The 25,077-nt window shown below is 62.4% G+C and carries 22 protein-coding genes; 16 read left to right on the top strand and 6 right to left on the bottom strand.

Features of this window, described 5'->3' with window-relative positions:
* Nucleotides 1–44: 44 nt before the first annotated feature.
* A complete protein-coding gene (gene parC, locus ACXX81_RS20175) occupies nucleotides 45–2,309 on the top strand; it encodes a DNA topoisomerase IV subunit A (RefSeq protein WP_209987852.1) in 2,265 nt (754 codons plus the stop codon).
* Nucleotides 2,310–2,482: 173 nt separating this feature from the next.
* On the top strand, nucleotides 2,483–3,193 hold the full coding sequence (locus ACXX81_RS20170; protein WP_209987855.1) for a PqiC family protein: 711 nt from the start codon (nucleotides 2,483–2,485) through the stop codon (nucleotides 3,191–3,193).
* A gap of 192 nt (nucleotides 3,194–3,385) precedes the next feature.
* Here ACXX81_RS20170 and ACXX81_RS20165 read toward each other — a convergent pair whose 3' ends face one another.
* Nucleotides 3,386–4,918, bottom strand: a complete 1,533-nt coding sequence (locus ACXX81_RS20165) for an AhpA/YtjB family protein (protein WP_209987857.1) — start codon at nucleotides 4,916–4,918, stop codon at nucleotides 3,386–3,388.
* Nucleotides 4,919–5,051: 133 nt separating this feature from the next.
* On the opposite strand from ACXX81_RS20165, the gene serB reads away from it, so the two are divergent.
* Entirely contained in the window at nucleotides 5,052–6,266 is a 1,215-nt protein-coding gene (gene serB / locus ACXX81_RS20160; protein WP_458572271.1) for a phosphoserine phosphatase SerB, read from the top strand.
* A gap of 71 nt (nucleotides 6,267–6,337) precedes the next feature.
* Here serB and asd read toward each other — a convergent pair whose 3' ends face one another.
* From asd to ACXX81_RS20145, 3 genes are read right to left on the bottom strand one after another with little or no spacing between them, the layout of a single operon-like run.
* Complete coding sequence (asd, locus tag ACXX81_RS20155) at nucleotides 6,338–7,198, bottom strand: archaetidylserine decarboxylase (RefSeq protein WP_209987864.1); 861 nt, start codon at nucleotides 7,196–7,198, stop codon at nucleotides 6,338–6,340.
* A gap of 16 nt (nucleotides 7,199–7,214) precedes the next feature.
* Nucleotides 7,215–8,030, bottom strand: coding sequence for a rhodanese-like domain-containing protein (locus ACXX81_RS20150; RefSeq protein ID WP_458572270.1), 816 nt, complete (start codon nucleotides 8,028–8,030; stop codon nucleotides 7,215–7,217).
* A 57-nt stretch (nucleotides 8,031–8,087) separates the two neighbouring features.
* Nucleotides 8,088–9,623: an HDOD domain-containing protein gene (locus tag ACXX81_RS20145; RefSeq protein WP_231422452.1), complete on the bottom strand. Its 1,536-nt coding sequence runs from the start codon at nucleotides 9,621–9,623 to the stop codon at nucleotides 8,088–8,090.
* A 166-nt stretch (nucleotides 9,624–9,789) separates the two neighbouring features.
* Here ACXX81_RS20145 and motA point away from each other — a divergent pair, with 166 nt between their 5' ends.
* Nucleotides 9,790–10,641 (top strand): flagellar motor stator protein MotA, encoded by an 852-nt coding sequence (gene motA, locus ACXX81_RS20140; protein WP_003236261.1) that lies wholly within the window; start codon nucleotides 9,790–9,792, stop codon nucleotides 10,639–10,641.
* A gap of 3 nt (nucleotides 10,642–10,644) precedes the next feature.
* On the top strand, nucleotides 10,645–11,661 hold the full coding sequence (gene motB / locus ACXX81_RS20135; protein ID WP_209987870.1) for a flagellar motor protein MotB: 1,017 nt from the start codon (nucleotides 10,645–10,647) through the stop codon (nucleotides 11,659–11,661).
* 156 nt (nucleotides 11,662–11,817) lie between these two features.
* Here motB and rsgA read toward each other — a convergent pair whose 3' ends face one another.
* The gene (gene rsgA, locus ACXX81_RS20130) at nucleotides 11,818–12,849 is read right to left on the bottom strand and encodes a small ribosomal subunit biogenesis GTPase RsgA (protein WP_003236258.1); all 1,032 of its coding nucleotides are present in this window, start codon (nucleotides 12,847–12,849) and stop codon (nucleotides 11,818–11,820) included.
* Between the two features lie 108 nt (nucleotides 12,850–12,957).
* Between rsgA and orn the strand changes: the two genes are divergently transcribed.
* Nucleotides 12,958–13,500, top strand: coding sequence for an oligoribonuclease (gene orn / locus ACXX81_RS20125; RefSeq protein WP_209987873.1), 543 nt, complete (start codon nucleotides 12,958–12,960; stop codon nucleotides 13,498–13,500).
* Between the two features lie 138 nt (nucleotides 13,501–13,638).
* Complete coding sequence (locus ACXX81_RS20120) at nucleotides 13,639–14,253, top strand: trimeric intracellular cation channel family protein (protein ID WP_057010242.1); 615 nt, start codon at nucleotides 13,639–13,641, stop codon at nucleotides 14,251–14,253.
* On the opposite strand, the gene queG is transcribed toward ACXX81_RS20120, so the two are convergent.
* Complete coding sequence (gene queG, locus ACXX81_RS20115) at nucleotides 14,247–15,314, bottom strand: tRNA epoxyqueuosine(34) reductase QueG (RefSeq protein WP_231422384.1); 1,068 nt, start codon at nucleotides 15,312–15,314, stop codon at nucleotides 14,247–14,249. The genes ACXX81_RS20120 and queG overlap by 7 nt on opposite strands.
* Nucleotides 15,315–15,377: 63 nt before the next feature.
* On the opposite strand from queG, the gene ACXX81_RS20110 reads away from it, so the two are divergent.
* The 9 genes from ACXX81_RS20110 to hflC all read left to right on the top strand — a co-directional run bounded on the left by ACXX81_RS20110 (nucleotide 15,378) and on the right by hflC (nucleotide 24,828).
* A complete protein-coding gene (locus tag ACXX81_RS20110; protein WP_458572269.1) occupies nucleotides 15,378–16,238 on the top strand; it encodes an NAD(P)H-hydrate dehydratase in 861 nt (286 codons plus the stop codon).
* A complete protein-coding gene (tsaE, locus tag ACXX81_RS20105) occupies nucleotides 16,226–16,696 on the top strand; it encodes a tRNA (adenosine(37)-N6)-threonylcarbamoyltransferase complex ATPase subunit type 1 TsaE (protein ID WP_057010245.1) in 471 nt (156 codons plus the stop codon). Before ACXX81_RS20110 ends, tsaE begins: the two co-directional genes overlap by 13 nt.
* Before the next feature lie 15 nt (nucleotides 16,697–16,711).
* On the top strand, nucleotides 16,712–18,133 hold the full coding sequence (locus ACXX81_RS20100) for an N-acetylmuramoyl-L-alanine amidase (protein WP_209987883.1): 1,422 nt from the start codon (nucleotides 16,712–16,714) through the stop codon (nucleotides 18,131–18,133).
* Entirely contained in the window at nucleotides 18,133–20,049 is a 1,917-nt protein-coding gene (gene mutL / locus ACXX81_RS20095) for a DNA mismatch repair endonuclease MutL (protein ID WP_416195150.1), read from the top strand. Before ACXX81_RS20100 ends, mutL begins: the two co-directional genes overlap by 1 nt.
* Nucleotides 20,049–21,020: a tRNA (adenosine(37)-N6)-dimethylallyltransferase MiaA gene (gene miaA / locus ACXX81_RS20090; RefSeq protein WP_209987887.1), complete on the top strand. Its 972-nt coding sequence runs from the start codon at nucleotides 20,049–20,051 to the stop codon at nucleotides 21,018–21,020. Before mutL ends, miaA begins: the two co-directional genes overlap by 1 nt.
* A 95-nt stretch (nucleotides 21,021–21,115) precedes the next feature.
* A complete protein-coding gene (hfq, locus tag ACXX81_RS20085; RefSeq protein WP_003171355.1) occupies nucleotides 21,116–21,376 on the top strand; it encodes an RNA chaperone Hfq in 261 nt (86 codons plus the stop codon).
* Between the two features lie 12 nt (nucleotides 21,377–21,388).
* A complete protein-coding gene (gene hflX / locus ACXX81_RS20080) occupies nucleotides 21,389–22,690 on the top strand; it encodes a ribosome rescue GTPase HflX (protein ID WP_209987890.1) in 1,302 nt (433 codons plus the stop codon).
* 96 nt (nucleotides 22,691–22,786) lie between these two features.
* Nucleotides 22,787–23,962: an FtsH protease activity modulator HflK gene (hflK, locus tag ACXX81_RS20075; RefSeq protein ID WP_003236241.1), complete on the top strand. Its 1,176-nt coding sequence runs from the start codon at nucleotides 22,787–22,789 to the stop codon at nucleotides 23,960–23,962.
* On the top strand, nucleotides 23,962–24,828 hold the full coding sequence (gene hflC / locus ACXX81_RS20070) for a protease modulator HflC (RefSeq protein ID WP_209987893.1): 867 nt from the start codon (nucleotides 23,962–23,964) through the stop codon (nucleotides 24,826–24,828). Before hflK ends, hflC begins: the two co-directional genes overlap by 1 nt.
* The last annotated feature ends 249 nt before the right edge of the window (nucleotides 24,829–25,077 follow it).

The following is a 25,077-nucleotide window of genomic DNA, read 5'->3' as shown; positions in this document are numbered from 1 at the left end:
AGTGGCCTTGCCACCGCGCCTTACCAGACCATGATGAGGCCCGCATGAGTGACATCCTCGCAGACAGCTTAGATGGCGTAGAACGCCGATCGCTGGCTGACTTCACCGAAAATGCCTACCTCAACTACTCCATGTACGTGATCATGGACCGGGCCCTGCCGCATATAGGCGACGGCCTCAAGCCCGTGCAGCGTCGCATCATCTACGCCATGAGTGAGTTGGGCCTGGACGCCGATTCCAAGCACAAGAAGTCGGCGCGTACCGTCGGTGACGTGCTCGGCAAGTTCCACCCCCACGGCGACTCGGCGTGCTATGAAGCGATGGTGCTGATGGCCCAGCCGTTCAGCTACCGCTACACGTTGGTGGACGGCCAGGGCAACTGGGGGGCGCCGGATGATCCCAAGTCCTTCGCGGCCATGCGTTACACCGAAGCGCGCCTGTCGCGCTATTCCGAAGTGCTGCTCAGCGAGTTGGGCCAGGGCACGGCGACCTGGGGTCCGAACTTCGACGGCACCCTCGACGAACCGCTGGTGTTGCCGGCACGTTTGCCGAATATCCTGCTTAATGGCACCACTGGCATCGCGGTCGGCATGGCCACTGACGTGCCACCGCACAACCTGCGCGAAGTCGCCACCGCCTGCGTGCGTCTGCTCGATGAGCCCAAGGCCACGGTCGAACAGCTGTGCGAGCATATTCAGGGCCCGGACTACCCGACCGAAGCGGAAATCATCACGCCGCGCGCCGACCTGCTGAAGATGTACGAGACCGGCAAGGGCTCGGTGCGCATGCGCGCCGTATACCACGTCGAAGACGGCGACATTATTGTCACCGCGCTGCCGCATCAGGTCTCCGGGGCCAAGGTGCTGGAGCAGATTGCCGCGCTGATGCAGGCCAAACCGTCGAAACTGCCGCAGGTTGCCGATCTGCGTGACGAGTCCGACCACGAAAACCCGTGCCGCATCGTGATCATCCCGACCAACAGCCGGGTCGATCATGAAGTGCTGATGCAGCATTTGTTCGCCAGCACCGACCTGGAGTCCAGCTACCGGGTCAACGTCAATATCATCGGCCTGGACGGCAAGCCGCAGCTGAAAAACCTGCGCAACCTGCTGGTGGAATGGTTGGAGTTCCGCGTGCAGACCGTGCGTCGCCGTCTGCAATTCCGCCTCGACAAGGTCGAGCGCCGCCTGCACCTGTTGGACGGTTTGCTGATCGCCTACCTCAACCTGGATGAAGTGATCCATATCATCCGTACCGCCGAGCACCCGAAAGCCGAGCTGATCGCGCGTTTCGAACTGAGCGAGATCCAGGCCGACTACATCCTCGACACCCGCTTGCGCCAGCTGGCGCGACTGGAAGAAATGAAGCTGCGCGACGAGCAGGATGCGCTGCTCAAGGAACAGGCCAAGCTGCAAGCGCTGCTGGGCAGCGAAGCCAAGCTCAAGAAGCTGGTACGCAGCGAGCTGATCAAGGACGCTGAAACCTACGGCGACGACCGCCGCTCGCCGATTGTCGAGCGCGCCGAGGCCAAAGCCCTGACAGAAACCGAGCTGTTGCCGAACGAGAAAATTACCGTCGTTTTGTCGGAAAAGGGCTGGGTTCGTTCCGCCAAGGGGCATGATATCGACGCTACAGGCCTGTCCTACAAGGCCGGCGATGGCTTCAAGACCGCTGCGGCCGGGCGTTCCAACCAGTTTGCGGTGTTTATCGACTCAACCGGGCGCAGCTATTCGGTGCCGGCCCACACCTTGCCGTCTGCACGCGGGCAGGGCGAGCCGCTGACCGGGCGCCTGACGCCGCCGCCGGGGGCGAATTTCGAGTGTGTGCTGCTGCCCGATGACGACTCGCTGTATGTGATCGCGTCCGACGCCGGCTACGGTTTCGTGGTCAAGGGGGAAGACCTGCAGGCCAAGAACAAGGCGGGCAAGGCGCTGCTGAGCCTGCCGAACAACGCCAAGGTGATTCTGCCGCGTCCGGTGGACAATCGCGAAAGCAACTGGCTGGCGTCGGTGACCACCGAAGGGCGTCTGCTGGTGTTCAAGATCAGCGATCTGCCGCAGTTGGGCAAAGGCAAGGGCAACAAGATCATTGGTATTCCAGGGGAGCGGGTGGCCAGTCGCGAAGAATACGTGACCGACATCGCGGTGATCCCTGAAGGTTCCACCCTGGTGCTCCAGGCTGGCAAGCGCACGTTGTCGCTGCGCCCTGACGACCTGGAACATTACAAGGGGGAGCGCGGTCGCCGTGGTAACAAATTGCCACGTGGCTTCCAGCGTGTGGATGCTTTGCTCGTGGAAACGCCCGTTTAACGCGGTTTAGAGCCCTTGATCTACGATTTAACCGGTAGATCGGTGCTTTGGCGCTGGAGTCATGGCGCATATTCACGGATGATATGGCCTTTCCAGCGCCGGCGTGGCCGAGCGTGTTTAGGTTATTTTTAGTATTACATTGTGGTTCGCCTTGTGGCAGCCACCTGGATGGGATGATGACTGCTCCACGCCTTCCTCTATTTTTGATGCTCGCTGGCCTATTGGGGCTGGCGGGTTGCAGCACGCACCAGCCGGTGTCGCTGTACCAGCTGGACAGCGGAAGTCCGGCTCAGCCGGCACAAACTGCTGGCATGGCTGTATTACTGGGTCCGGTGGTGGTTGCCGACTACCTGCAACGCGAAACCCTGCTGCAACGTCAGAGCGACGGCAGCCTGCAAGGTTCCCTGGATGGTCGTTGGGCCGGCAGCCTGTCGTCCGACATCAACCAGTTGATGCTGCGCCAGGTGGCCGGTCAGCTCGACAGCCAGCGTGTGGTACTGGCGCCTGCGCCCACCGGCTTCACCCCGGATGTGCAGGTGCTGTTGACCATTACCCGGCTTGACTCCGGCAAGTCGCAGCCGGCGATCCTCGATGCGCAGTGGCGTTTGATCGACCGCCGTGGTCAGGTGCGCGATAACCGCATCGTGCACCTGCAGGAAGAGCATGCCGGCACCACCGCGTCCCAGGTCCAGGCTCAGGGCGTGTTGTTGCAGCAGTTGGCGCAGCAGTTGTCGGTGGCTCTCAAGCCATTGGCCAACCAGCCGCCGATTGCCGAAGCCACGCGCAGGCAAGCACCCGCGCAGGCCAAGCCGGCCGCGCCGGAAAAGCCGAAGATGCCGATGGCCACGCCGATTCGTACGGATATGGAAGTGTTCAGGTTCTGAGCCAAAACCGCTTCAACAAAAAGGCCCGCTGAGTAAGCGGGCCTTTTGTTTGGCCAGGATTCAAGTCCTGGCACCCAGGCAAATGTGAGAGGGGGCTTGCTCCCGATAGCAGTCGGTCAGTCAACTCATCGGTGACTGATACACCGTTATCGGGAGCAAGCCCCCTCCCACATTCTGGTTTTACCGTGTTGTTCAGGGCTTGCTACGGGTCTCATGCATCCGCGCCAGCTGCCGCTCCAGCATCGATGGGTACGGCTCCATCAACCGCTCCACGCAGCTCGCTCCCTCAGGGCTGGCAATCGGGCGAATGCGCGCGCGCTGGCGGATCAGCCCGTCCTCACTGATCTTGCGTTCCACCAGCAGCAGGTTGCGGCTGTGCTGGGACAGCGCCAGCGCATCCTGGGCGATTTCGGTCAGCAGCAAGTCGATCTGGCTCATGCCGAACAGATCGTCGCCGACCGTCAGGCCCAGCTGCAATTGCAGGGTTATGCCGCTGTCGGCCACTTCGATTTGCAGTTCATGCCCCAGGGCGCGCAGCAGCTCACCGCAGCAAATGGCATTGGTCAGGTAGTCCTCACCGCTGTCTTCGCTGTGGAACAGCATCAGCGTGCTGCCGTCGTTCAGGGTGTGCAGCTCGCTCTGGTACAACGAGGCAGCCTGATCGAGGCAATCGCGGTAGCGTTCCAGCAGTTCGGTCAGGCGTGCGCGGGGCAGGCGGCGCAGTTGCTCCTGAGAGCCCAGTTGCACGGCGAGTACGGCGCTGTGCTGCGGTTCGGTGTTTTTCACCACCGCCGCTTTTGGCGCCACGGCAGGACTGGCAGCCGACGTGTCGCGCAGGTCGGCGAACGGGTCTTCGTCGTCCAGTTCGTCTTCCTGGGCTCTGATCACCTGGCGCGGTGCTGGTTTGGCGCTGGCGACCGGGGCGCTTTCGTCAAAGCCTGGGTCGCGCAGGTCGCGTACTTCAAACTCGGGTTCGTCGTCGTAATCGGTGTCGTCGTATTCGGGCTCGGGTTCAACCTCGGGCACCACCGGTTCCGGCGCAAAGCTTGCGTGGAGCTGGCGCGCGAGGTCGCCGATTTCATCCTGGCGGTCGGTGGCCGGGGTGTGCTCGTCGATATCGCGCAGCCAGATGCGCAGTTGCATCAACGGCGTGGAGATATGCCGCCCCAGGCGCAGGCTCAAGGCCAGCGCCAGCGCCAGCAGAATCGCGCTGAGGATGCCCATGCTTTGCAGGCTGATGGTCATCGGCTGCTGGAATTGCTGCATGTCCAGGCTGATGCGCAACTGGCCGGCCTTCACATCCTGAAACGTGATATTGCTCTGGTACAGACCTTCGGCTTCGCCCAGCAGGCCGTTCTTCGGGCGTTGCCCGGCTTCGGCCATGATCCGGTTGTCCACGCTGTAGATGGCGGCGTGGGCCACCAGCGGGTTCTTGGTCAGGTTGTTGAGCAGCACGTTGAGGCTGAGGATGTCGTTGGACACCAGCAGCTCGGTCGCCGAGGTGGCGGTCTGGGTCGTCAGGCTCTCGCCCAGGGCGTCAGCCTGCTCGTGCATGGCCTGCTTGAACTGCAAGCCCATCACGCAGGCGTAGATCACCAGGGCCAGAGCGACCAGGATCACGTTATGGCTGGCGATGCGTAATGCTATCGGCACACGGCGATGGCGCAGTGCCCGGAAGATCAGCAGGAAGAAGTTATCGGTTTTTACTGGCGTGGGCCGGTTCACTTGCGCTCGGCTCTTGGTCCGTGAAGTTGACGCGCAGTATAGCGACAGGCCCTGTACCGGCAAAGCGCTCGCTGTGCCCGATGGTCACTGAAAGTGGGTAGAATGCGGTTTTTTTCCAGCCTGGGGGTGCGCCTTGCGCGAAATTGTCCTGATAAACATCACCGGCGTTGACCGCCCGGGTCTTACCGCGGCCATTACCGGCGTTCTGGCCCAGGGTGGTGTGAACATTCTCGACATCGGCCAAGCCGTGATTCACGACACCCTGTCGTTCGGCATCCTGGTGGAAATCCCGAGCGAAGAACAGGCTGCGTCCCTGCGTACGCAAATCCTGTCTACCGCGCAAACACTGGATCAACAGGTGCGTTTTACCCCGCTGTCCGAAGCGGACTACCAGCACTGGGTGGAAGGCCAGCGTGATAAGCGCCACATCGTTACGTTGCTGAGCCGCAAGGTCACGGCCGAGCAGTTGCAGCGCGTCAGCGCGATCACCGCCCATCACGCTTTGAATATCGACCATATCGACCGCCTGTCGCGGCGCATGCCCCTGGACACGTCGACCGACCTGGGCAAGGGCTGCATCGAGTTCTCCGTGCGCGGCGAACCGGCCGACCCGCAGGCCCTGCGTGCTGAGTTCCTCAGTGCGGCGCAGGAATTGAATATCGATATCGCCTTCCAGGAAGACTCGCTGTACCGGCGCAACCGCCGTCTGGCGGTGTTCGACATGGACTCCACGCTGATCGAGGCCGAAGTCATCGACGAACTGGCCAAGGCCGCCGGCGTGGGCGAACAGGTCTCGGCCATCACCGAGCGTGCCATGGCCGGCGAGCTGGATTTTCGCGCCAGCTTCAAGGAACGCCTGGCGTTGCTCAAAGGGCTGGATGTCAGCGTACTGGACGCCATCGGCGCTTCGCTGCGCCTGACCGAAGGCGCCGAAATCCTGTTCGCCGAACTCAAGCGACTGGGCTACAAGACCGCGATCCTGTCCGGCGGCTTCACCTACTTTGCCAGGCAATTGCAGGTCAAGCTGGGCATCGACTATGTGTTCGCCAACGAGCTGGAAGTGGAGGACGGCAAAGTGACCGGCGTGGCGGTCGAGCCGATTGTCGACGCGCAGCGCAAGGCTGATTTGCTCAGGGAGTTGGCGCACAAGGAAGGTTTGCGACTGGAACAGACCATCGCGGTGGGCGACGGCGCGAATGACTTGCCGATGCTGGCAATTGCTGGCCTGGGTGTGGCGTTCCGCGCCAAGCCGTTGGTGAAGCAGTCGGCCAAACAGGCGATTTCGACGCTGGGGCTGGATGGGGTGTTGTATCTGCTGGGCTTTCGCGAACGCGATGGGCAGGGTTAAGCGGTTTCCAACTGCAGGCATGCAGTAAAGATGTGGGAGGGGGCTTGCGCCCTCCCACATTCAGAGCGGTGTCAGGCTTTGGGTGAGCCGATACCCTGGCCCATCTGCACCGGCGAGCCGGCCACCAATTCCTGCGCCCACTTCACCTGGTCGGGCCCAAACAGCACAATCGCCGTCGAACCCAGCTTGAAGCGGCCCAATTCAGCGCCTTTCTCCAAATGAATCGGCGCCCGCGCGGCTTCGTCATAACGGAAGGTTTTCAGCTCACGCTTGGGCGGCGTAACCAGGCCTGCCCACACGGTCTCAATCGACGCCACAATCATCGCGCCGACCAGCACTACCGCCATCGGGCCGCGCTCTGTGTCGAAAATGCAGGCAACACGTTCGTTACGCGCAAACAGCTCGGGCACGTTTTCGGCGGTGGTCTGGTTCACCGAGAAGATGCGCCCCGGAATGTAGACCATCTCGCGCAGGGTGCCGGCCAGTGGCATGTGCACCCGGTGGTAGTCCTTGGGCGACAGGTACACGGTGGCGAAGTCACCGCCCATGAACGGCGCAGCCACGGCCGCGTCACCGCCCAGCAGCTCCAGCACGCTGAAGCTGTGGCCCTTGGCCTGGAAGACCCGGCCGTGTTCGATCGGGCCAAGCTGGCTGACCGCGCCGTCGGCCGGGCTCAACACCGCGCCCGGCGTCTGGTCCAGTGGGCGCGCGCCGTCTTTCAAGGCACGCGTGAAGAAGGCGTTGAAGTGCTCGTAAGCCGTCACGTCTTCCACCAGGGCCTGGGACATGTCCACCTGATAGCGCTTGGCGAACCAGGTGGTGAAGGCATTCTTGAACCAGCGCACACGGCACTCGGCAATGCAGCCGGCCAGGCGCGACAGCAAGTGGTGCGGCAGCAAGTACTGGCTGAGGATAAACAACTGCTTTTTCATTAACTGTCCTTAAACCTTAAATCTCAACGGGGGTGTCGGGGTGGTTGCCCCATTCGCCCCAGGAACCGGCATAACCTTTGACTCGCGGATAACCGAGCGCCTTGGCCACCAGGTAGGTGAAGCCAGAGCGGTGGTGAGTCTGGCAGTGGGTGATGATTTCCTTGTCGCGGGTAAGCCCCAGGTCTTCGAGGAGCTGCGGCATGTCGCGGCGAATGCGCAGGTTGCGCGCCTTGTCCATGCCGGCGGTCCATTCGAAGTTGACGGCGCCGGGGATGTGCCCGCCCTTGGCTGCCAGCACCTTTTCGCCGGAATACTCCAGCGGGCCGCGTGCGTCCCAGATGCCCAGATCGGCAGCGCCGAGGCGGCTTTGCAGGTATTCGCGGGTGGCGGTGGGGCCGTCGTGCAGTGTGAGGCTGACCGGGCCGCCAGCCGGGGCGGGTGCCTCGGTGGACAGCGGGTAGTGTGCTTCCAGCCAGGCCAGCAGGCCGCCATCGAGGTAGTGGTACTTCTGGTGGCCGATCACGTCGAGCAGCCAGATGAAGCGCCCGGCCCAACCGCCGCCTTCGTCGTCGTAGACCACGTAGGTGGCGTCCGGGGTGTGGCCCAGTTCGCCGAACAGCTTCTCCAGTTCGGCCTTGTCCGGCAGCAGGCCCGGTGCCGGTGGCTGGCCCAGTTGGGTGCGTTTGGGGTCAACGAAATGCGCGCCGGGAATATGCCCTTCGGCGTAGCGGGCGGCACTGGTGAGGTCCACCACAATCAGGTGCTCGGCATCCAGTTGACCAAGCAGGTCGCTGGACTCGATCACCAGCGGCAAGCCAGAGAAGTCAGGCATGTGAGGTCTCCTGGGCACAAAAGTGGGTGATAAAGGAGGGCGATTGTAGCGCAAGCATCAGGCGCTGCGGTTGGTAAAGCAGTGCAGGGCTTTCTCGACGCATTGGGCGGTTTTGCCGAAGGCCTGCACGGTGGTTTCCGAAAACGGCCCGCCGCCCTGGTCGGCGATCATCAGCATCACCACCTTGCCATTGCAGCTCAGCGAGCGCAGCAGCAGGTGTTCGCCAGCGAACAGGCGGCGCAGGATCGGCGGCAGCAGGGCCGAGAATTGCGCATGGTTGTCGGGCGTAAGGCGCACCTGGGCGGACTTCTCCAGCAAGCGCTGCAGCAGCGTGCTGTTGACCACGTCCAGGCTCAGGTTGGCCGCGTCCCGGGGCAGGCCGTCAACCTGATGCACGCGCAAGGTGCTCTGGGCGCGATCCGTCATCATCAGCATCACCCGCTGCATGCCGCTGGCCACCAGCGCGTCCCGGGCGCAGGTGGTCAGGTGCATGGCGTTGGCGAAGCGGCTCGGCTCCAGCAACAACTCGGTGCAGTGCCTGCGCCACACAGCGAGGGCTTCGGCGGTGGGCGGTGGCGCCGGCAGCAGGCCGCGATGGACCTTCTGCACATGCCACGGCCAGATCAGCGACAGCGCCGGATGCCAGAGGTCGGGCATCAAGGTGGTACGGGCGCTGGTGACGGCCTGCTGGTGAGCCTGTTGCTGCACATCGGCCAGCGGCTGTTGCAGGTACAGCGCGGTGAGGTATTGCCAGCGCTCGGCGTGTGGGCAGGTCCAGGACTCCTGGGCCGACATCGCCAGGCCGTTGGCCAGCAGCACGGTATTGGCCGGCTGGTTGAGCCAGCGACGCAGGTTGGGTTCGGCGTCGAGCAATTGCTGGTGGCGCAGTGCGTCATCCTCGCGGGCGATGCGCAAGGCCTTGACCAGCAGGCGTTTCTCGTTGCGCAGCAAGGTATAACCCTGGGACACCCAGACCGGCAGGTGCCAGGCTTCGGTCAGGCCCAGGCACAGGTCCAGAAGGCGCACGCCGAACACCTGTTGCTCCACCGCGCGGGCGCTCTCGCCTTTATGGATAACCCGCAGCTCCCATTCTTCCAGCAGCTTGGGATAGGCCACGGCCATCGGCCACAGCGGTGACAGAAACAGCAGGCTGCCCCAATGAATGTCCTGCCACAGGCGCGCCAGGCGGCTGGCGAACAAGCCGCTGGCCTGCTGGGACGCGTGCTGGCTCACCAGCAGCAATTGGCGCAAGGCCAGCGGGATGTCCTGGGCGGGCACCGAGGGCAGCCGCGCGAGCAGTTCTTCGGCGCGCTTGAGGCCCAGGCGGTTGAGCGCCACTTCGAGGTTTTCTGCCGGTTCCGTCATGCTGCCCTGGGTGTGGCCGTTGGCTTCGCGCATCACGCTGAGCACCAGCGCCGGGCTGTTCTGCATCAGCTCGGCAATATCTCGCAACGAACTGCGGCTGTCGCGAATGGCCTTGCACACGCGCTCATGGGCGGCCTGCGGCACGGGCAGCAGCACATCGTCCAGGCGCTTGATCCAGGCGGCGAGGGTGGCGGGTTTGGCACTTGGGACGCTGGTTTCATTAGCCATCATTGGGGCGTGATCATCACTTGCGTTCAATACGCCCGGAACGGGCTGAGTTGGCTTTTCGCCTTAACGGGCTATAGTCTGGCGCAGTTTTGCCGATAAGTAGAACAAGAGTTTTCAGCTGCACCCACTATGTCCATGAACCCGACGGCGCAAGTACAGATCCCCTATGGCTAAAATTATCGGCATCATTGTCGTCATCGCAAGTGTGCTCGGTGGGTACGTCTTGTCCCACGGTAAAATTGCCGCGTTGATCCAGCCTTTCGAAGTGCTGATTATCGGCGGTGCTGCGTTTGGCGCATTCCTGCAGGCCAACCCCGGCTACATGACCATGCACGTGATCAAGAAATCGGTGGGCATGTTCGGCTCGCGCTTTTCTCACACCTTCTATCTGGATGTGCTGGGTCTGGTCTACGAGATCCTCAACAAGAGTCGTCGCGAAGGCATGATGGCCATTGAAGGCGATATCGAAGATGCCGCGGCCAGTCCGATTTTCGCCAAGTACCCGACGGTGCTCAAGGACGAGCGCCTGACCGCCTATATCTGTGATTACCTGCGCATCATGTCCTCCGGCAACATGGCTCCCCACGAACTCGAAGGCCTGTTCGACATGGAGCTGTTCAGCCTCAAGGAAGAGCTGGAGCATCCATCCCATGCCGTGACCGGCGTCGCCGACGGCATGCCCGGTTTCGGTATCGTTGCGGCAGTGCTCGGCATCGTGGTGACCATGGCTTCTCTCGGCGAAGGTGACCAGGCGGCCATTGGCATGCACGTCGGCGCGGCGCTGGTGGGCACCTTCTTCGGTATCCTGGCGGCCTACGGCTTCTTCGGCCCGCTCGCCACCTGCCTGGCCCACGACGCCAAGGAAGAAGTGAATCTGTACGAAGCGATCAAGGCCAGCCTGGTGGCGTCGGCGTCCGGCATGCCGCCGTCGCTGGCCGTGGAGTTCGGGCGCAAGGTGCTCTACCCCAAACATCGCCCGAGTTTCTCCGAGCTGGAGCAAGCGGTTCGCGGTCGCTAAGCCATGGAAAACAACCAGCCGATAATCATCAAGCGCGTCAAGCGCTTCGCTGCGGGGCACCATGGTGGCGCCTGGAAGATCGCCTTCGCCGACTTTGCCACGGCGATGATGGCGTTCTTCCTGGTGCTATGGCTGATGTCCACCGCCACGCCGGAACAGAAGATCGCCATTGCCGGTTACTTCAAGGACCCGATCGGCTTCTCGGAAAGCGGCACGCCCTTTGTGATCGACCTGGGTGGATCACCGCAGTTGGCGCCGGAGCGCACCATCAACCCGGAGGTGCAGACCGAGTCGCCGCAGGACAAGATTCCCGTGGAGCGCGATACCGTCGAGAGCATGGCCGAACAGGTCGAGCAGGAACGCCTCGAACTGTTGCTGCAGGAGTTGCAGAACAAGGTTGAAGAAAACCCGCAGTTGCTCAAGTTCAAGGATCAGATTTCGTTCGAAATCACCCCGGAAGGCCTGCGCATCCAGATCACCGACGCCGCCAATCGGCCGATGTTCGACTCCGGCAGCGCACGCCTCAAACCGTACTTTGAAGACATCCTGCTGGCCATGGCCGACACCATCAAGGCGGTGCCGAACAAGATCAGCATCAGCGGCCATACCGACGCCAAGCCCTACGCGGGCCAGGGCGACTTCGGCAACTGGGAGCTGTCGGCCAACCGCGCCAACGCCGCCCGGCGTGCGCTGGTCGCCGGCAGTTATCCGGACCCGCAAGTGGCGCGCGTGGTGGGGTTTGCCTCCTCGCAGCTGTTTGATCACAAGGACCCCTTCAATCCGGTCAACCGCCGCATCGATATCGTCGTACTGACCAAAAAGGCCCAGCGCGCGATTGAAGGCGACCAGCCGCCACCGGCACCCGCCCAGGGTGAAGGCGCACCGGGTGAAGTGCCCACCGACCCGAATGCGATTGCGCCGGGGCAGGAGCCGTTACCGGCCCATGAACTGCGCCAGAAGCTGAATTTGTTCGATGACGGTGGGGTGAAGGATCCGACGGTGCCTGGGACGGGTTCATAGCTAAATAGGCTGTGGCTTATTGTGGCGAGCAGGCTTGTCCTGCGTTTGGCTGCGCAGCAGCCCCAAAGCCTGATGAATCATTTCTGGAATAAATAAGCCGTTTGGATGAGGGCTGCTGCGCAGCCCGGCGCGGGGCAAGCCCGCTCGCCAATACGTTCAGTAACTGCTCTCAGGCAAGCTCGCAATAATCGACCGATAGCTGTTCATCCGCTGCTGCTGCACACGTCCGTCTTCCAGTGCCTTGAGCAACGCACACCCAGGTTCGCGGTCGTGTTTGCAGTCGCGGAAGCGGCAGGTACCGATCAGGTCGTTGAACTCGATAAAACCCGCTTCCACATCGCTGCGGCTAACGTGGCCCAGGCCGAATTCACGAATGCCGGGGGAGTCGATCAACTCGCCGCCGCCCGGGAAGTGGAACAAGCGTGCGGTGGTGGTGGTGTGCGTGCCCTGGCCGGACAGCTCCGACAGCGGGCCGACGCGGGTGTCGACTTCCGGCAGCAGGCTGTTGACCAGCGACGACTTGCCCACGCCCGATTGGCCGACGAACACGCTGATACGCCCGTCCAGCTGCTGTTGCAGTTGTTCCATGCCGTCGCCGTGATGGGCCGACACTTCCAGCACCGGGTAACCCAGGGTGCGGTACACCGCCAGCAGCGCGTTGAGCGCGGGGGCGTTCTGATCGTCGATCAAGTCGAATTTGTTCAGCAGCAGCAGCGGGCGAATGCCGGCATGCTCGGCCGCGACCAGGTAGCGGTCGATCAGGTTGGCATGGGGCTCGGGCAGCGGGGCGAACACGATCACGATCATGTCGACGTTGGCTGCCACAGGCTTGAGCTGACCACGGCTGTCGGGACGGCGCAGCTCGGTGGTGCGCGGCAGTTGCGCGACGATGACGCCGATGCCCTGGTTGCCGGCACGCCACACGACTTTGTCGCCAGTGACCAGCGCCGGCAGGTTGGCGCGCAAGTGGCAACGTGACACTGAGCCGGCGAGTTCGCCTTCCAGCGCCTCCACTTCGACCTGCACACCAAAGTGCGCGATCACCAGGCCCGTCTGTTCCGGGCCGAGGTCGCCACCCTCGAGTGCTTCCACGGCGGAGGATTCACGTTTGGCGGCGCGCGCGGCGCGTTCGCCTTGAATCTTTTCGATGCGCCAGTTTTGGCGACGATTGAGCTGGCGTTTGGCCATTGGTGTTCCGTGTCGATAATGCAAAGATAGGGTGAAACGGTCGCGAGTCTAGCACGCCGCCGCCTGCTAAACTGCTCGGCTACGCCAAGGTGCCAAGAGAATCAAGCCATGCTGAACCCACAGAACCTGATTTGGATCGATCTGGAAATGACCGGTCTGAACCCAGACACCGACGTCATCATCGAGATGGCGACGATTGTCACCGACAGCAACCTCAACACCTTGGCCGAAGGTCCGGTGATCGCCATCCACCACAGCGACGCGGTGCTGGCCACCATGGACGAGTGGAACACCCGCACCCACGGCAACTCCGGGCTGACCCAGCGCGTGCGCGACAGCCGCATCAGCATGGCCGACGCCGAAGCCGAAACCATCGCGTTTCTGGAAAAGTGGGTGCCCAAGGGCAAGTCGCCGATCTGCGGCAACAGCATTTGCCAGGACCGGCGCTTCCTCTATACCCACATGAAGGGGCTGGAGAGTTACTTCCACTATCGCAACCTGGATGTGTCCACCTTGAAGGAGCTGGCCGCGCGCTGGGCGCCCGAGGTTAAAGACAGCTTTCATAAAGGCAGCACGCATCTGGCGCTGGATGACATTCGCGAGTCGATTGCCGAGTTGCAGCATTACCGCAAGCATTTCATCAAGGCTTGAAGAGGTATTGACTGGCCTGGCGCTATCGGGAGCAAGCCCCTCCCACATTGATCTGCGAACGCAGTCAACTGTGGGAGGGGGCTTGCTCCCGATGGACGCGACTCGGTCACCTTTGATGCCCATGCAAGGATCGCCCGCATGCTGCTGATGCTCTACCTCATCGCCATCACCGCCGAAGCCATGACCGGCGCCCTGTCCGCCGGTCGGCGCGGCATGGACTGGTTTGGCGTGGTGCTGATTGCCTGTGTGACGGCACTGGGAGGCGGTTCGGTGCGCGATGTGTTGCTCGGCCACTACCCGCTGACCTGGGTCAAACACCCGGAATACCTGATACTGACTTCGATCGCCGCGCTGGTGACGATCTTCGCCGCACCGCTGATGCGCCGCCTGCGCTCGCTGTTTCTCGCGCTGGATGCCGTGGGGCTGGTGGCTTTTACCCTGATTGGCTGCATGACCGCCCTGGAAATGGGCCATGGCATGTTGGTGGCTTCGGTCAGCGGCGTGATCACCGGGGTGTTCGGCGGCATCCTGCGGGACATTTTCTGCAACGACATCCCGCTGGTGTTCCGCCGTGAGCTTTACGCCAGCGTGTCATTTCTCGCCGCGTGGTTCTACCTGCTGTGCCTTTACCTCGAGTTGCCCAGCGAACAGGCCATTCTGCTGACGCTGTTCAGCGGTTTTCTGTTGCGCCTGCTGGCGATCCGCTTTCATTGGGAAATGCCCAAGTTCGTCTATAACGACGACGTTCACTGACGTCCGGCGTGCTGCTTCAGCGCCCATTCCACGTGCTCGCGCACCAGCTCTGAAGGGTAATCGCGGCGCGCCTGCAACGCCTCCAGCACCGGAATGCTCGATGGCGCATTGCCCAGGCCCACTGCCAGGTTGCGCAGCCAGCGCTCATAACCGGCGCGCCGCAGCGGTGAGCCTTCGGTGCTGCTGAGGAATCTGTCCTCGTCCCACAGAAACAGTTCGGCCAGTTCTGCGTTATCCAGATTGTGCCGTGGCTTGAAATCGCTTTCGGCGGTGGGCCGGGCGAAACGATTCCATGGGCAAACGATCTGACAGTCATCGCAGCCAAACACGCGGTTGCCGATCAGCGGGCGCAGGTCCTCGGGAATGGCGCTCTTGAGTTCGATGGTGAGGTAGGAAATGCAGCGCCGGGCGTCAAGTACGTAGGGGCCGACGAAGGCATTGGTCGGGCAGATATCCAGGCACGCCGTGCAGCGGCCGCAATGTTCGGTGCTGTGGGGCGCATCCACCGGCAGCGGCAGGTCCACGAACAGCTCGCTGAGGAAAAAGTAACTGCCGGCCTTGCGGTTGAGCACCAGGGTGTTTTTACCGATCCAGCCGAGGCCGGCCTGTTCGGCAATGGCTTTTTCCAGCACCGGCGCGCTGTCGACGAAGGCACGAAAGCCGAACGGGCCGATCTGCGCCTGGATGCGGTCGGCCAGTTGCTGCACACGCTTGCGGATCAGCTTGTGGTAATCGCGGCCCAGGGCGTAACGCGAGATGTAGGCTTTTTCCGGCTGTGCCAGCAAGTGAGCCATCTGGGTGTCGCCGGGCAGATAATCCATGCGCAGCGACACCACGCGCAGGGTGCCCGGCACCAGTTGCTCGGGATGGGAGCGTTTGCTGCCATGGGCGCCCATGTAGTCCATCTCGCCGTGATAGCCCGCGTCGAGCCAGCGTTGCAGGTGCTGCTCATGCTCGGCCAGGTCCAGGCCGCTGATGCCCACTTGTTGGAAGCCCAGCTCGCGGCCCCAGTCTTTGATCGATTGGGCAAGCGCGGGCAGATCGGAGGTAATGGCAGGCATGAGACACAAGAAACCACAGGTTAGATGGGTATAATTCTGCCAGACATCGGAGCTTGAAGACGCATGCCTCAGACAAAACACGAAATAACCGACGTTCAGCCACTGTTGCCCGGCAATTTGCCGCAACTGCCTGCACGTTCCCCGGATGCCCATAAAGGCCAGTTTGGCCATCTGCTGGTCATTGGCGGCGACCATGGCTTTGGCGGCGCCGCGCTGCTGAGCACCGAAAGCGCCCTGCGCAGTGGCGCCGGCATGGTTTCCCTGGCGACCCGGCCTGAGCATGTGCCGGCGGCGCTTGCGCGACTGCCGGAGGTCATGGCGCTGGGCGTTAGCTCGGCCAACCAGTTGATGGGCCTGCTGGAAAAAACCTCGGTCATCGTCATGGGTCCTGGCCTGGGCGAATCAGCCTGGGGCAGAAGCCTGTTGTCGGTGGCGGCCAACGCCAAACTGCCGCAGGTGTGGGACGCGGACGCATTGAACCTGCTCGCTGCAGGCCATGTCGACTTGCCGGCCAATTGCGTGATCACCCCCCATCCGGGCGAGGCCGCGCGTTTGCTGGGCATTACCACCGCCGAGGTTCAAGCTGATCGCCTCAATGCGGCACTCGCGCTGAGCCTCACATTAAATGCCGTGGTTATTCTCAAAGGAGCTGGCAGTCTGATTGCAAGCCCCGATGGGGACGTTGCCCGCTGTGATCAGGGCCATCCCGCCATGGCTGCGCCCGGTCTGGGTGATGTATTGGCCGGGTTGGTGGGTGCATTGCTGGCCCAGGGCATGCCGGCTTATGACGCCAGCTGCCTGGCGGTGTGGCTGCACGCTACGGCAGGTGATCGCCAGGGCACCTTCGGTCGGGGGCTGGCGGCCAGCGACCTGATCCCCGCCATTCGTCAATTGCTGGAGGAGCAGTCGCCGTGTCTGACGTAACCCTGTTCCTGGCCGATGAAGATGCCATGGTGGCGCTTGGGAATCGTATCGCCGCCGTCACGGCAGGCGCCGGGCTGATCTTCCTCGAAGGCGACCTCGGCGCGGGCAAGACCACGCTGTCGCGGGGGATTATTCGTGGGCTGGGGCACGCTGGCGCGGTGAAAAGTCCCACGTTTACGCTGGTCGAACCCTACGAGATCGGCGACGTGCGCGCCTTTCACTTCGATCTGTACCGCCTGGTCGACCCCGAAGAGTTGGAATACATGGGCATTCGTGATTACTTCGACGAAGATGCGCTGTGCCTGATCGAGTGGCCAGATAAAGGTGCAGGCTTTTTGCCAAAGCCGGACATGACCATTACCATTACGCCGCATGAAACAGGACGTCAGTTGAAGTTGTTGCCCCAGAGCGCGCGTGGCCAGTCGTGGTGCGCCGCTTTGGCATTGGAATTCAAATAATTGGTGGGGTTAGGTATGCGCTTTCGCGCGTTGGTTGCTGTCGTGGGAGTGTTGCTTGCGGCAATGACTGTCAATGCTCTGGCTGCTTCACAGGTGAAAAGTGTTCGCCTGTGGCGAGCGCCGGATAACACGCGACTGGTGTTTGACCTGTCTGGCCCTGTCCAGCACAGCGTCTTTACCCTGGCGGCGCCTGATCGCCTGGTGATCGATATCAATGGTGCGACCCTGGCCGCACCGCTCAAGGTGTCCACCGCCAACACGCCGATCACCGCCATGCGCTCGGCCCAGCGTACGCCCACCGACTTGCGCGTGGTCATCGACCTGAAAAAGGCCGTGACCCCGAAAAGCTTTTCCCTGGCGCCCAACGCCCAGTACGGCAACCGCCTGGTGGTCGACCTGTTCGACAATGCCGCCGACGCCAACCCGACGCCTGCGCCGACGCCGAGCGTGGCGACCGTGCCCGCGATACCCGTCAACCCATCGCAACCGCAGGTGAAATTGCCGCCGCCGCCGCCCGCGCCGCCGGGCAAGCGCGACATTATTGTGGTGATCGACGCCGGCCACGGCGGTGAAGACCCGGGGGCCTCCGGCTCGCGCGGCCAGCATGAAAAAGACGTGGTGTTGGCCATCGCCCGCGAGCTGCAGCGCCAGGTCAACGGCATGAAAGGCTATCGCGCCGAGCTGACCCGCACCGGTGACTACTTCATTCCGCTGCGCGGCCGTACAGAAATCGCGCGCAAGAAGGGCGCCGACCTGTTCGTTTCGATCCATGCCGACGCTGCGCCGTCCAGCGCCGCCTTCGGTGCCTCGGTGTTTGCCCTGTCCGATCGCGGCGCCACGTCCGAAACGGCGCGCTGGCTGGCCGACAGTGAAAACCGTTCCGACCTGATCGGCGGGGCCGGCAACGTGTCCCTCGACGACAAGGACAAGATGCTCGCCGGCGTACTGCTCGACCTGTCGATGACCGCCTCGCTGACCTCCAGCCTCAACGTCGGCCAGAAAGTCCTGAGCAACATCGGCCGGGTCACCTCGCTGCACAAACAGCGCGTGGAGCAGGCCGGGTTCATGGTGTTGAAATCGCCGGATATCCCGTCGATCCTGGTGGAAACCGGCTTTATCTCCAACGCCAACGAAGCCTCCAAGCTGGCCAGTGCCAGCCATCAGCAGGCCCTGGCGCGTTCCATCAGCGCCGGCGTACGGCAGTTCTTCCAGCAGAATCCGCCGCCGGGTACCTACATTGCCTGGCTGCGTGATTCCGGCAAAATCGCCCAGGGCCCGCGCGACCATCGCGTGCAGCCCGGCGACACCCTGGCCATGCTGGCGGTGCGCTTCCAGGTGTCGCCTGCCACGTTGCGCAGTGCCAACAACCTGAAGAGCGACGAACTGAAAGTCGGCCAGGTGCTGACCATCCCCGGCACTGAATTGGCGGCGCAGTAATGAGCGAGTCCTTGTTGAACAGTGGCTCGCGCATTGAATTGCTCAGCCCGCGCCTGGCCAACCAGATTGCCGCCGGTGAGGTGGTTGAACGCCCGGCGTCGGTGATCAAGGAGCTGCTGGAAAACAGCATCGACTCCGGCGCCAAACGCATCGATGTCGACGTGGAGCAGGGCGGCGTCAAGCTGCTGCGCGTACGCGACGATGGCAGTGGTATCTCCTCGGATGACCTGCCGCTGGCCCTGGCCCGTCACGCCACCAGCAAAATCCGCGACCTCGAAGACCTGGAGCGGGTGATGAGCCTGGGTTTTCGCGGTGAGGCCCTGGCGTCGATCAGCTCCGTGGCGCGCCTGACCCTGACCTCGCGCACCCGCGACGCCGAGCAGGCCTGGCAAGTGGAAACCGAAGGCCGCGACATGGCCCCGCGCGTTCAGCCGGCGGCGCATCCGGTGGGTACGTCGGTGGAAGTGCGCGACCTGTTCTTCAACACCCCGGCCCGGCGCAAATTCCTCAAGGCCGAGAAAACCGAATTCGATCACCTGCAGGAAGTCATCAAGCGCCTGGCCCTGGCACGTTTCGACGTGGCGTTTCACCTGCGTCACAACGGCAAGACCATCCTCAGCCTGCACGAAGCCCATGACGATGCTGCGCGTGCCCGACGGGTGTCGGCGATCTGCGGCGCGGGTTTCCTGGAGCAGGCGCTGCCGATCGAGATCGAGCGCAATGGCCTGCGTCTGTGGGGTTGGGTGGGCCTGCCGACGTTCTCGCGCAGCCAGGCGGACTTGCAGTATTTCTTCGTGAATGGCCGTGCGGTGCGCGACAAACTGGTGGCGCATGCGGTGCGTCAAGCGTATCGCGACGTGTTGTTCAACGGTCGGCATCCGACCTTTGTGTTGTTCTTTGAGGTCGACCCTTCGGTGGTTGACGTCAACGTGCACCCGACCAAGCATGAAGTGCGCTTCCGTGATGGGCGCATGGTGCATGACTTCCTGTATGGCACCTTGCACCGCGCCCTGGGCGATGTGCGTCCGGACGATCAACTGTCGGCGCCGATCGTGACGGCAGTGGTGCGGCCGACCGGCCCCGAGGCCGGTGAGTTCGGGCCGCAGGGCGAAATGAGCCTGGCGGCCAACCTGCTGCAATCGCCGCAGCCACAGCCTTCGTACACCGCGCCGGGCTCGGGTGCTGGCGCGGGCTATCAGTATCAATACACGCCGCGCCCGCAATCGACTGTGCCGGTGGCCGAGGCCCAGGCGGCCTATCGCGAATTTTTCGCGCCGCTGCCGGGTGCCGAGCCGGGCGCCGCCGTTGCGTTGCCCGAAGGTGGCGGTGATATCCCGCCGCTGGGTTATGCGCTGGCCCAGCTCAAGGGGATCTACATCCTCGCGGAAAACGCCCACGGTCTGGTGCTGGTGGACATGCACGCCGCCCACGAGCGAATCATGTACGAGCGCCTCAAGATCGCCATGGCCAGCGAAGGCCTGAGCGGCCAGCCGCTGCTGGTGCCCGAATCCCTGGCCGTCAGTCAGCGGGAAGCCGACTGCGCCGAAGAACACCATGGTGTGTTCCAGAAACTCGGTTTTGAACTGCAACGCCTGGGCCCGGAAACCCTTGCGATCCGTCAGATTCCGGCGCTGCTCAAACAGGCCGAGGCCAACCGCCTGGTGGCCGACGTGCTGGCCGACCTCATGGAGTACGGCACCAGTGACCGTATCCAGGCGCACATCAATGAGCTGCTCGGCACCATGGCCTGCCACGGCGCGATCCGCGCCAATCGCCGTCTGGCCCTGCCGGAAATGAACGGCCTGCTGCGCGACATGGAAAACACCGAGCGCAGTGGCCAGTGTAACCACGGTCGGCCGACCTGGACCCAGATGGGCCTGGACGATCTGGACAAACTGTTCCTGCGCGGCCGCTGATGAGTGCCTTGCCCCCCGCGATCTTTCTGATGGGCCCCACGGCCGCCGGCAAGACTGACCTGGCCATCGAGCTGAGCAAGGTGCTGCCCTGCGAGCTGATCAGCGTCGACTCTGCCCTGGTTTACCGGGACATGGATATCGGCACCGCCAAGCCTTCCAAAGCGCTGCTGGCCGAACATCCCCACCGCCTGATCGACATCCTCGACCCGTCGATGAGCTATTCGGCTGCGGATTTTCGCACTGACGCCCTGGCAGCCATGGCCGACATCACCGCGCGGGGCAATATCCCGCTGCTGGTGGGCGGCACAATGCTCTACTACAAGGCTTTGCAGGAAGGGCTCGCCGACATGCCGCCCGCCGACGCCCAGGTGCGCGCCGAACTTGAGGACGACGCTGCCCGCCTTGGCTGGCAAGCCCTGCACGACCAACTGGCGGCGGTAGACCCGGTGTCTGCCGCGCGTATTCACCCCAACGATCCGCAGCGCCTCACGCGCGCGCTGGAAGTCTGGCGTGTGAGCGGCCAGACCATGACTGAACACAGGCTGAAACAAACTGCGCAAAGTGCTGATGCAGACGCGTCGGGTCAATCACAATTGCCCTATACTGTCGCGAATCTGGCCATTGCCCCGGCAAATCGCCAAGTGCTGCATGAACGAATTGCGCAAAGATTCACGATTATGTTGGAACAGGGGTTTGTGGACGAGGTCGTAGCTTTGCGTTCCCGAGGTGACCTGCATGCCGGGCTGCCTTCGATACGCGCTGTAGGCTACCGTCAAGTCTGGGATTACCTGGATGGCAAGCTGACGTCAGCCGACATGCAGGAGCGCGGCATCATCGCCACGCGCCAATTGGCGAAGCGCCAGTTCACCTGGCTGCGCAGCTGGAGCGATTTGCACTGGCTGGACAGCCTGGACAGCGACAATCTGTCACGCGCCTTGAAATACCTGGGGTCGGTCTCCATATTGAGCTGAGTCCTTGCAATTGCCGTCTATCCTTGGGGGTGTGACGGCCATAAGCTACCCATTTTCCGATTTTTTAATTATTGATCCTTAAAGGAGTGCGACACATGTCAAAAGGGCATTCGCTACAAGACCCTTACTTGAACACTTTACGTAAAGAGAAAGTGGGGGTTTCCATCTACCTGGTCAACGGTATCAAGCTGCAAGGCACGATCGAGTCGTTCGACCAGTTCGTGATCCTGCTGAAAAACACCGTCAGCCAGATGGTCTACAAGCACGCTATCTCGACAGTCGTTCCAGTCCGTCCAATCCGTCTGCCTAGCGCAGCCGGTGATGATGCAGCTGACGCTGAGCCAGGTAACGCCTGATAGGAGTCTCCTTTGTTCTTTGAGCGCCACGGTGGTGGTGAGCGAGTAATCCTCGTTCACTTGGATGGACAGGACCCTGAGGCGCGCGAAGATCCGCAGGAGTTTCAGGAGTTGGCAAATTCGGCCGGCGCCGAGACCGTTGCGTTTTTTAACGTGCCGCGTCATCGGCCAACCGCCAAATACCTGATCGGCAGCGGCAAGGTCGAGGAACTGCGCGACCTGGTCCACGCCGAAGAAGCCGATCTGGTGATCTTCAATCACACCCTCACGCCCAGTCAGGAACGCAACCTCGAACGTGTTTTCGAGTGTCGCGTGATCGACCGTACCGGTCTGATTCTCGATATTTTTGCCCAGCGCGCCCGCACCCATGAAGGCAAGCTCCAGGTCGAACTGGCCCAGCTTGACCACATGAGTACGCGTCTGGTGCGCGGCTGGACTCACCTTGAGCGTCAGGGTGGCGGTATCGGCATGCGGGGTCCGGGTGAAACCCAACTCGAAACCGACCGACGCCTGCTGCGGGTGCGCCTGCGCCAGATCAAGGGGCGCCTGGAGAAGGTACGCAGCCAGCGCGAGCAATCGCGTCGAGGCCGTTCGCGTGCGGATATTCCTACCGTGTCGCTGGTGGGCTATACCAACGCCGGCAAATCCACACTCTTCAATAATGTGACGAAGTCGGACGTGTATGCGGCCGACCAACTGTTCGCCACTCTCGACCCGACCTTGCGCCGCCTTGATATAGGCGACCTGGGGCCGATTGTCCTGGCCGACACGGTAGGTTTCATTCGTCACTTGCCCCACAAGCTGGTCGAGGCCTTTCGGTCTACGCTCGAAGAGTCGAGCAACTCCGACCTGCTGCTGCATGTGATCGATGCGGCCGAACCGGACCGCATGCTGCAGATTGAACAGGTGATGGTGGTACTGGGCGAGATTGGTGCCCAGGACTTGCCGATCCTCGAGGTCTATAACAAACTCGATTTGCTTGAAGGCGTTGAGCCACAAATTCAGCGCGACGAGAACGGCGTACCCCAGCGGGTGTGGCTGTCGGCGCGTGATGGCAGTGGTCTGGAGCTGCTTGAACAAGCGATTGCCGAACTGCTCGGCAGTGATTTGTTCGTCGGCACCTTGCGCTTGCCGCAGCGTTTTGCTCGACTGCGTGCACAGTTTTTCGAACTGGGCGCGGTACAGAAAGAAGAACACGACGAAGAAGGTGTCAGCTTGCTGGCCGTTCGGTTGCCGCGCTCGGAGCTCAATCGGCTGGTCAGCCGCGAGGGTGAGGTGCCAGCGGAGTTCATCGAACAACACACTTTGCAATAAAAGCCTCCCAAAGCGGTTGTGCCGCAATGGCAGGCATTCTGTAGCATTGGTCGGCGCGCCGTGGGCGCGTCTTTGCTTTATCAGATGGAGAGCGCTATGGCTTGGAATGAGCCGGGTGGCAACTCGAATAATCAGGATCCTTGGGGTGGTAAGCGCCGCAATAATGGCGACCGCAAGGGGCCACCAGATCTCGACGAGGCCTTCCGAAAGCTGCAGGAAAGCCTGAATGGGTTGTTCGGTGGTGGGAAAAAACGGGGTGGTGACGACGGCGGTCGCACAAGCAAGGGCGGTGGCTATGGCCTGCTGGGCCTGGGTCTTGTCGTGCTGGCGGCCGTATGGCTGTACAGCGCCGTTTACGTGGTGGACGAGCAGGAGCAAGCCGTGGTGCTGCGCTTCGGCAAGTACTACGAGACGGTCGGGCCGGGCCTGAACATCTACTTCCCGCCGATCGACAAGAAGTACATGGAGAACGTCACACGTGAGCGTTCCTATACCAAGCAGGGCCAGATGCTGACCGAAGACGAAAACATCGTCGAAGTGCCGCTGACCGTGCAGTACAAGATCACCAACCTGCAGGACTTCGTGCTGAACGTCGACCAGCCGGAAATCAGCCTGCAACACGCGACCGAAAGCGCCTTGCGCCATGTGGTGGGTTCCACCGCCATGGATCAGGTGCTGACCGAAGGCCGTGAGTTGATGGCCAGCGAAATCAAGGAGCGTCTGCAACGGTTCCTCGATACCTATCGCACCGGTATCACCGTCACCCAGGTGAACGTGCAGAGCGCAGCGGCACCGCGTGAAGTGCAGGAAGCCTTCGACGACGTGATCCGCGCCCGTGAAGACGAGCAGCGTTCGCGCAACCAGGCTGAAACCTACGCCAACGGCGTCGTGCCGGAAGCCCGTGGTCAGGCCCAGCGCATCCTTGAAGATGCCAACGGCTACCGTGACGAAGTGGTCTCGCGCGCCAAGGGTGAGGCGGATCGCTTTACCAAGCTGGTCGCCGAGTATCGCAAGGCACCCGAGGTCACCCGTGAGCGTCTGTACCTGGACACCATGCAGGAAGTCTTCAGCAACACCAGCAAGGTTCTCGTGACCGGCAGCAAGGGCGGGCAGAACAACCTGCTGTACCTGCCGCTGGACAAGATGATCGAAGGTGGTCGTAGTGGCGCCAGCGCGCCGTCGACCGGTTCGAACGCCGCTGCCAACGAAGCCAGCGCCCGTGCGGCCGCTGACCTGCTGCAACAGCAAACACGTACCAGGGAGAGTCGTTGATGAGCAATAAATCGCTGACCGCCCTGATTGTGGGCGTCGTCGTGGTCATCGCTGCCTGGAACTGCTTCTACATCGTCGCTCAGACCGAGCGCGCGGTGCTGCTGCAATTCGGTCGCGTGGTCCAGGCGGATGTCCAGCCCGGCCTGCATGTGAAGGTTCCTTACGTCAATCAGGTGCGCAAGTTCGACGGTCGCCTGATGACCTTGGATGCACCGACGCAGCGCTTCCTGACCCTGGAAAAGAAAGCCGTGATGGTTGACGCCTACGCCAAGTGGCGCGTCAAGGATGCCGAGCGGTACTACACCGCGACCTCCGGCCAGAAGCAGCTTGCCGATGATCGTTTGTCGCGTCGTCTCGAGTCGGGTCTGCGCGACCAGTTCGGTAAGCGCACCCTGCACGAAGTGGTATCCGGCGAGCGTGATGCGCTGATGGCGGATATCACCCGCTCGCTGAACACCATGGCGGAAAAGGAACTGGGTATCGAAGTGGTCGATGTGCGCGTCAAGGCCATTGATCTGCCCAAGGAAGTGAACCGCAGCGTGTTCGAGCGTATGAGCACCGAGCGTGAGCGTGAGGCACGTGAGCACCGCGCCAAGGGCAACGAACTGGCTGAGGGGATCCGTGCGGATGCCGACCGTCAGCGTCGTGTCCTGCTGGCGGAAGCCTATCGCGAGTCTGAAGAGGCCCGTGGTGATGGCGATGCGCAAGCGGCGGCGATCTACTCCAAGGCCTATGGCCAGGACCAGGAGTTCTACGCGTTCTATCGTAGCCTGCGTGCCTACCGCGAAAGCTTCGCGAACAAAACCGACGTCATGGTGCTGGACCCAAGCAGCGATTTCTTCCGCTACCTGGAAAAAGCCAAGTAATCAGCTCGTCACTCTGCAGGAACCACTCCGTCGGGCGGCTAAAATGCCGGGCGGGGTGATCCTTTCAGAAAACGGGTGTATGATGCGGCAGCCGGGAAATTCCCGGCTTTTTTGCGTCTGCATGTTTGATTGTTGATGGTCGAGCAGGCGCCACCGGTTTTTCGAGGAAAGTGCCCGACGAGGCCATTGACAGGCCGTTCGTCACGTCGCTCTTGCGCGTGGTTTATGCAAGGGGCGGGTGTTTTCTGC

Source organism: Pseudomonas sp. GNP013, from assembly GCF_054343995.1.
The sequence above is the reverse complement of the archived record's forward strand: the minus strand, read 5'-3'. Positions and strand labels throughout refer to the sequence as shown.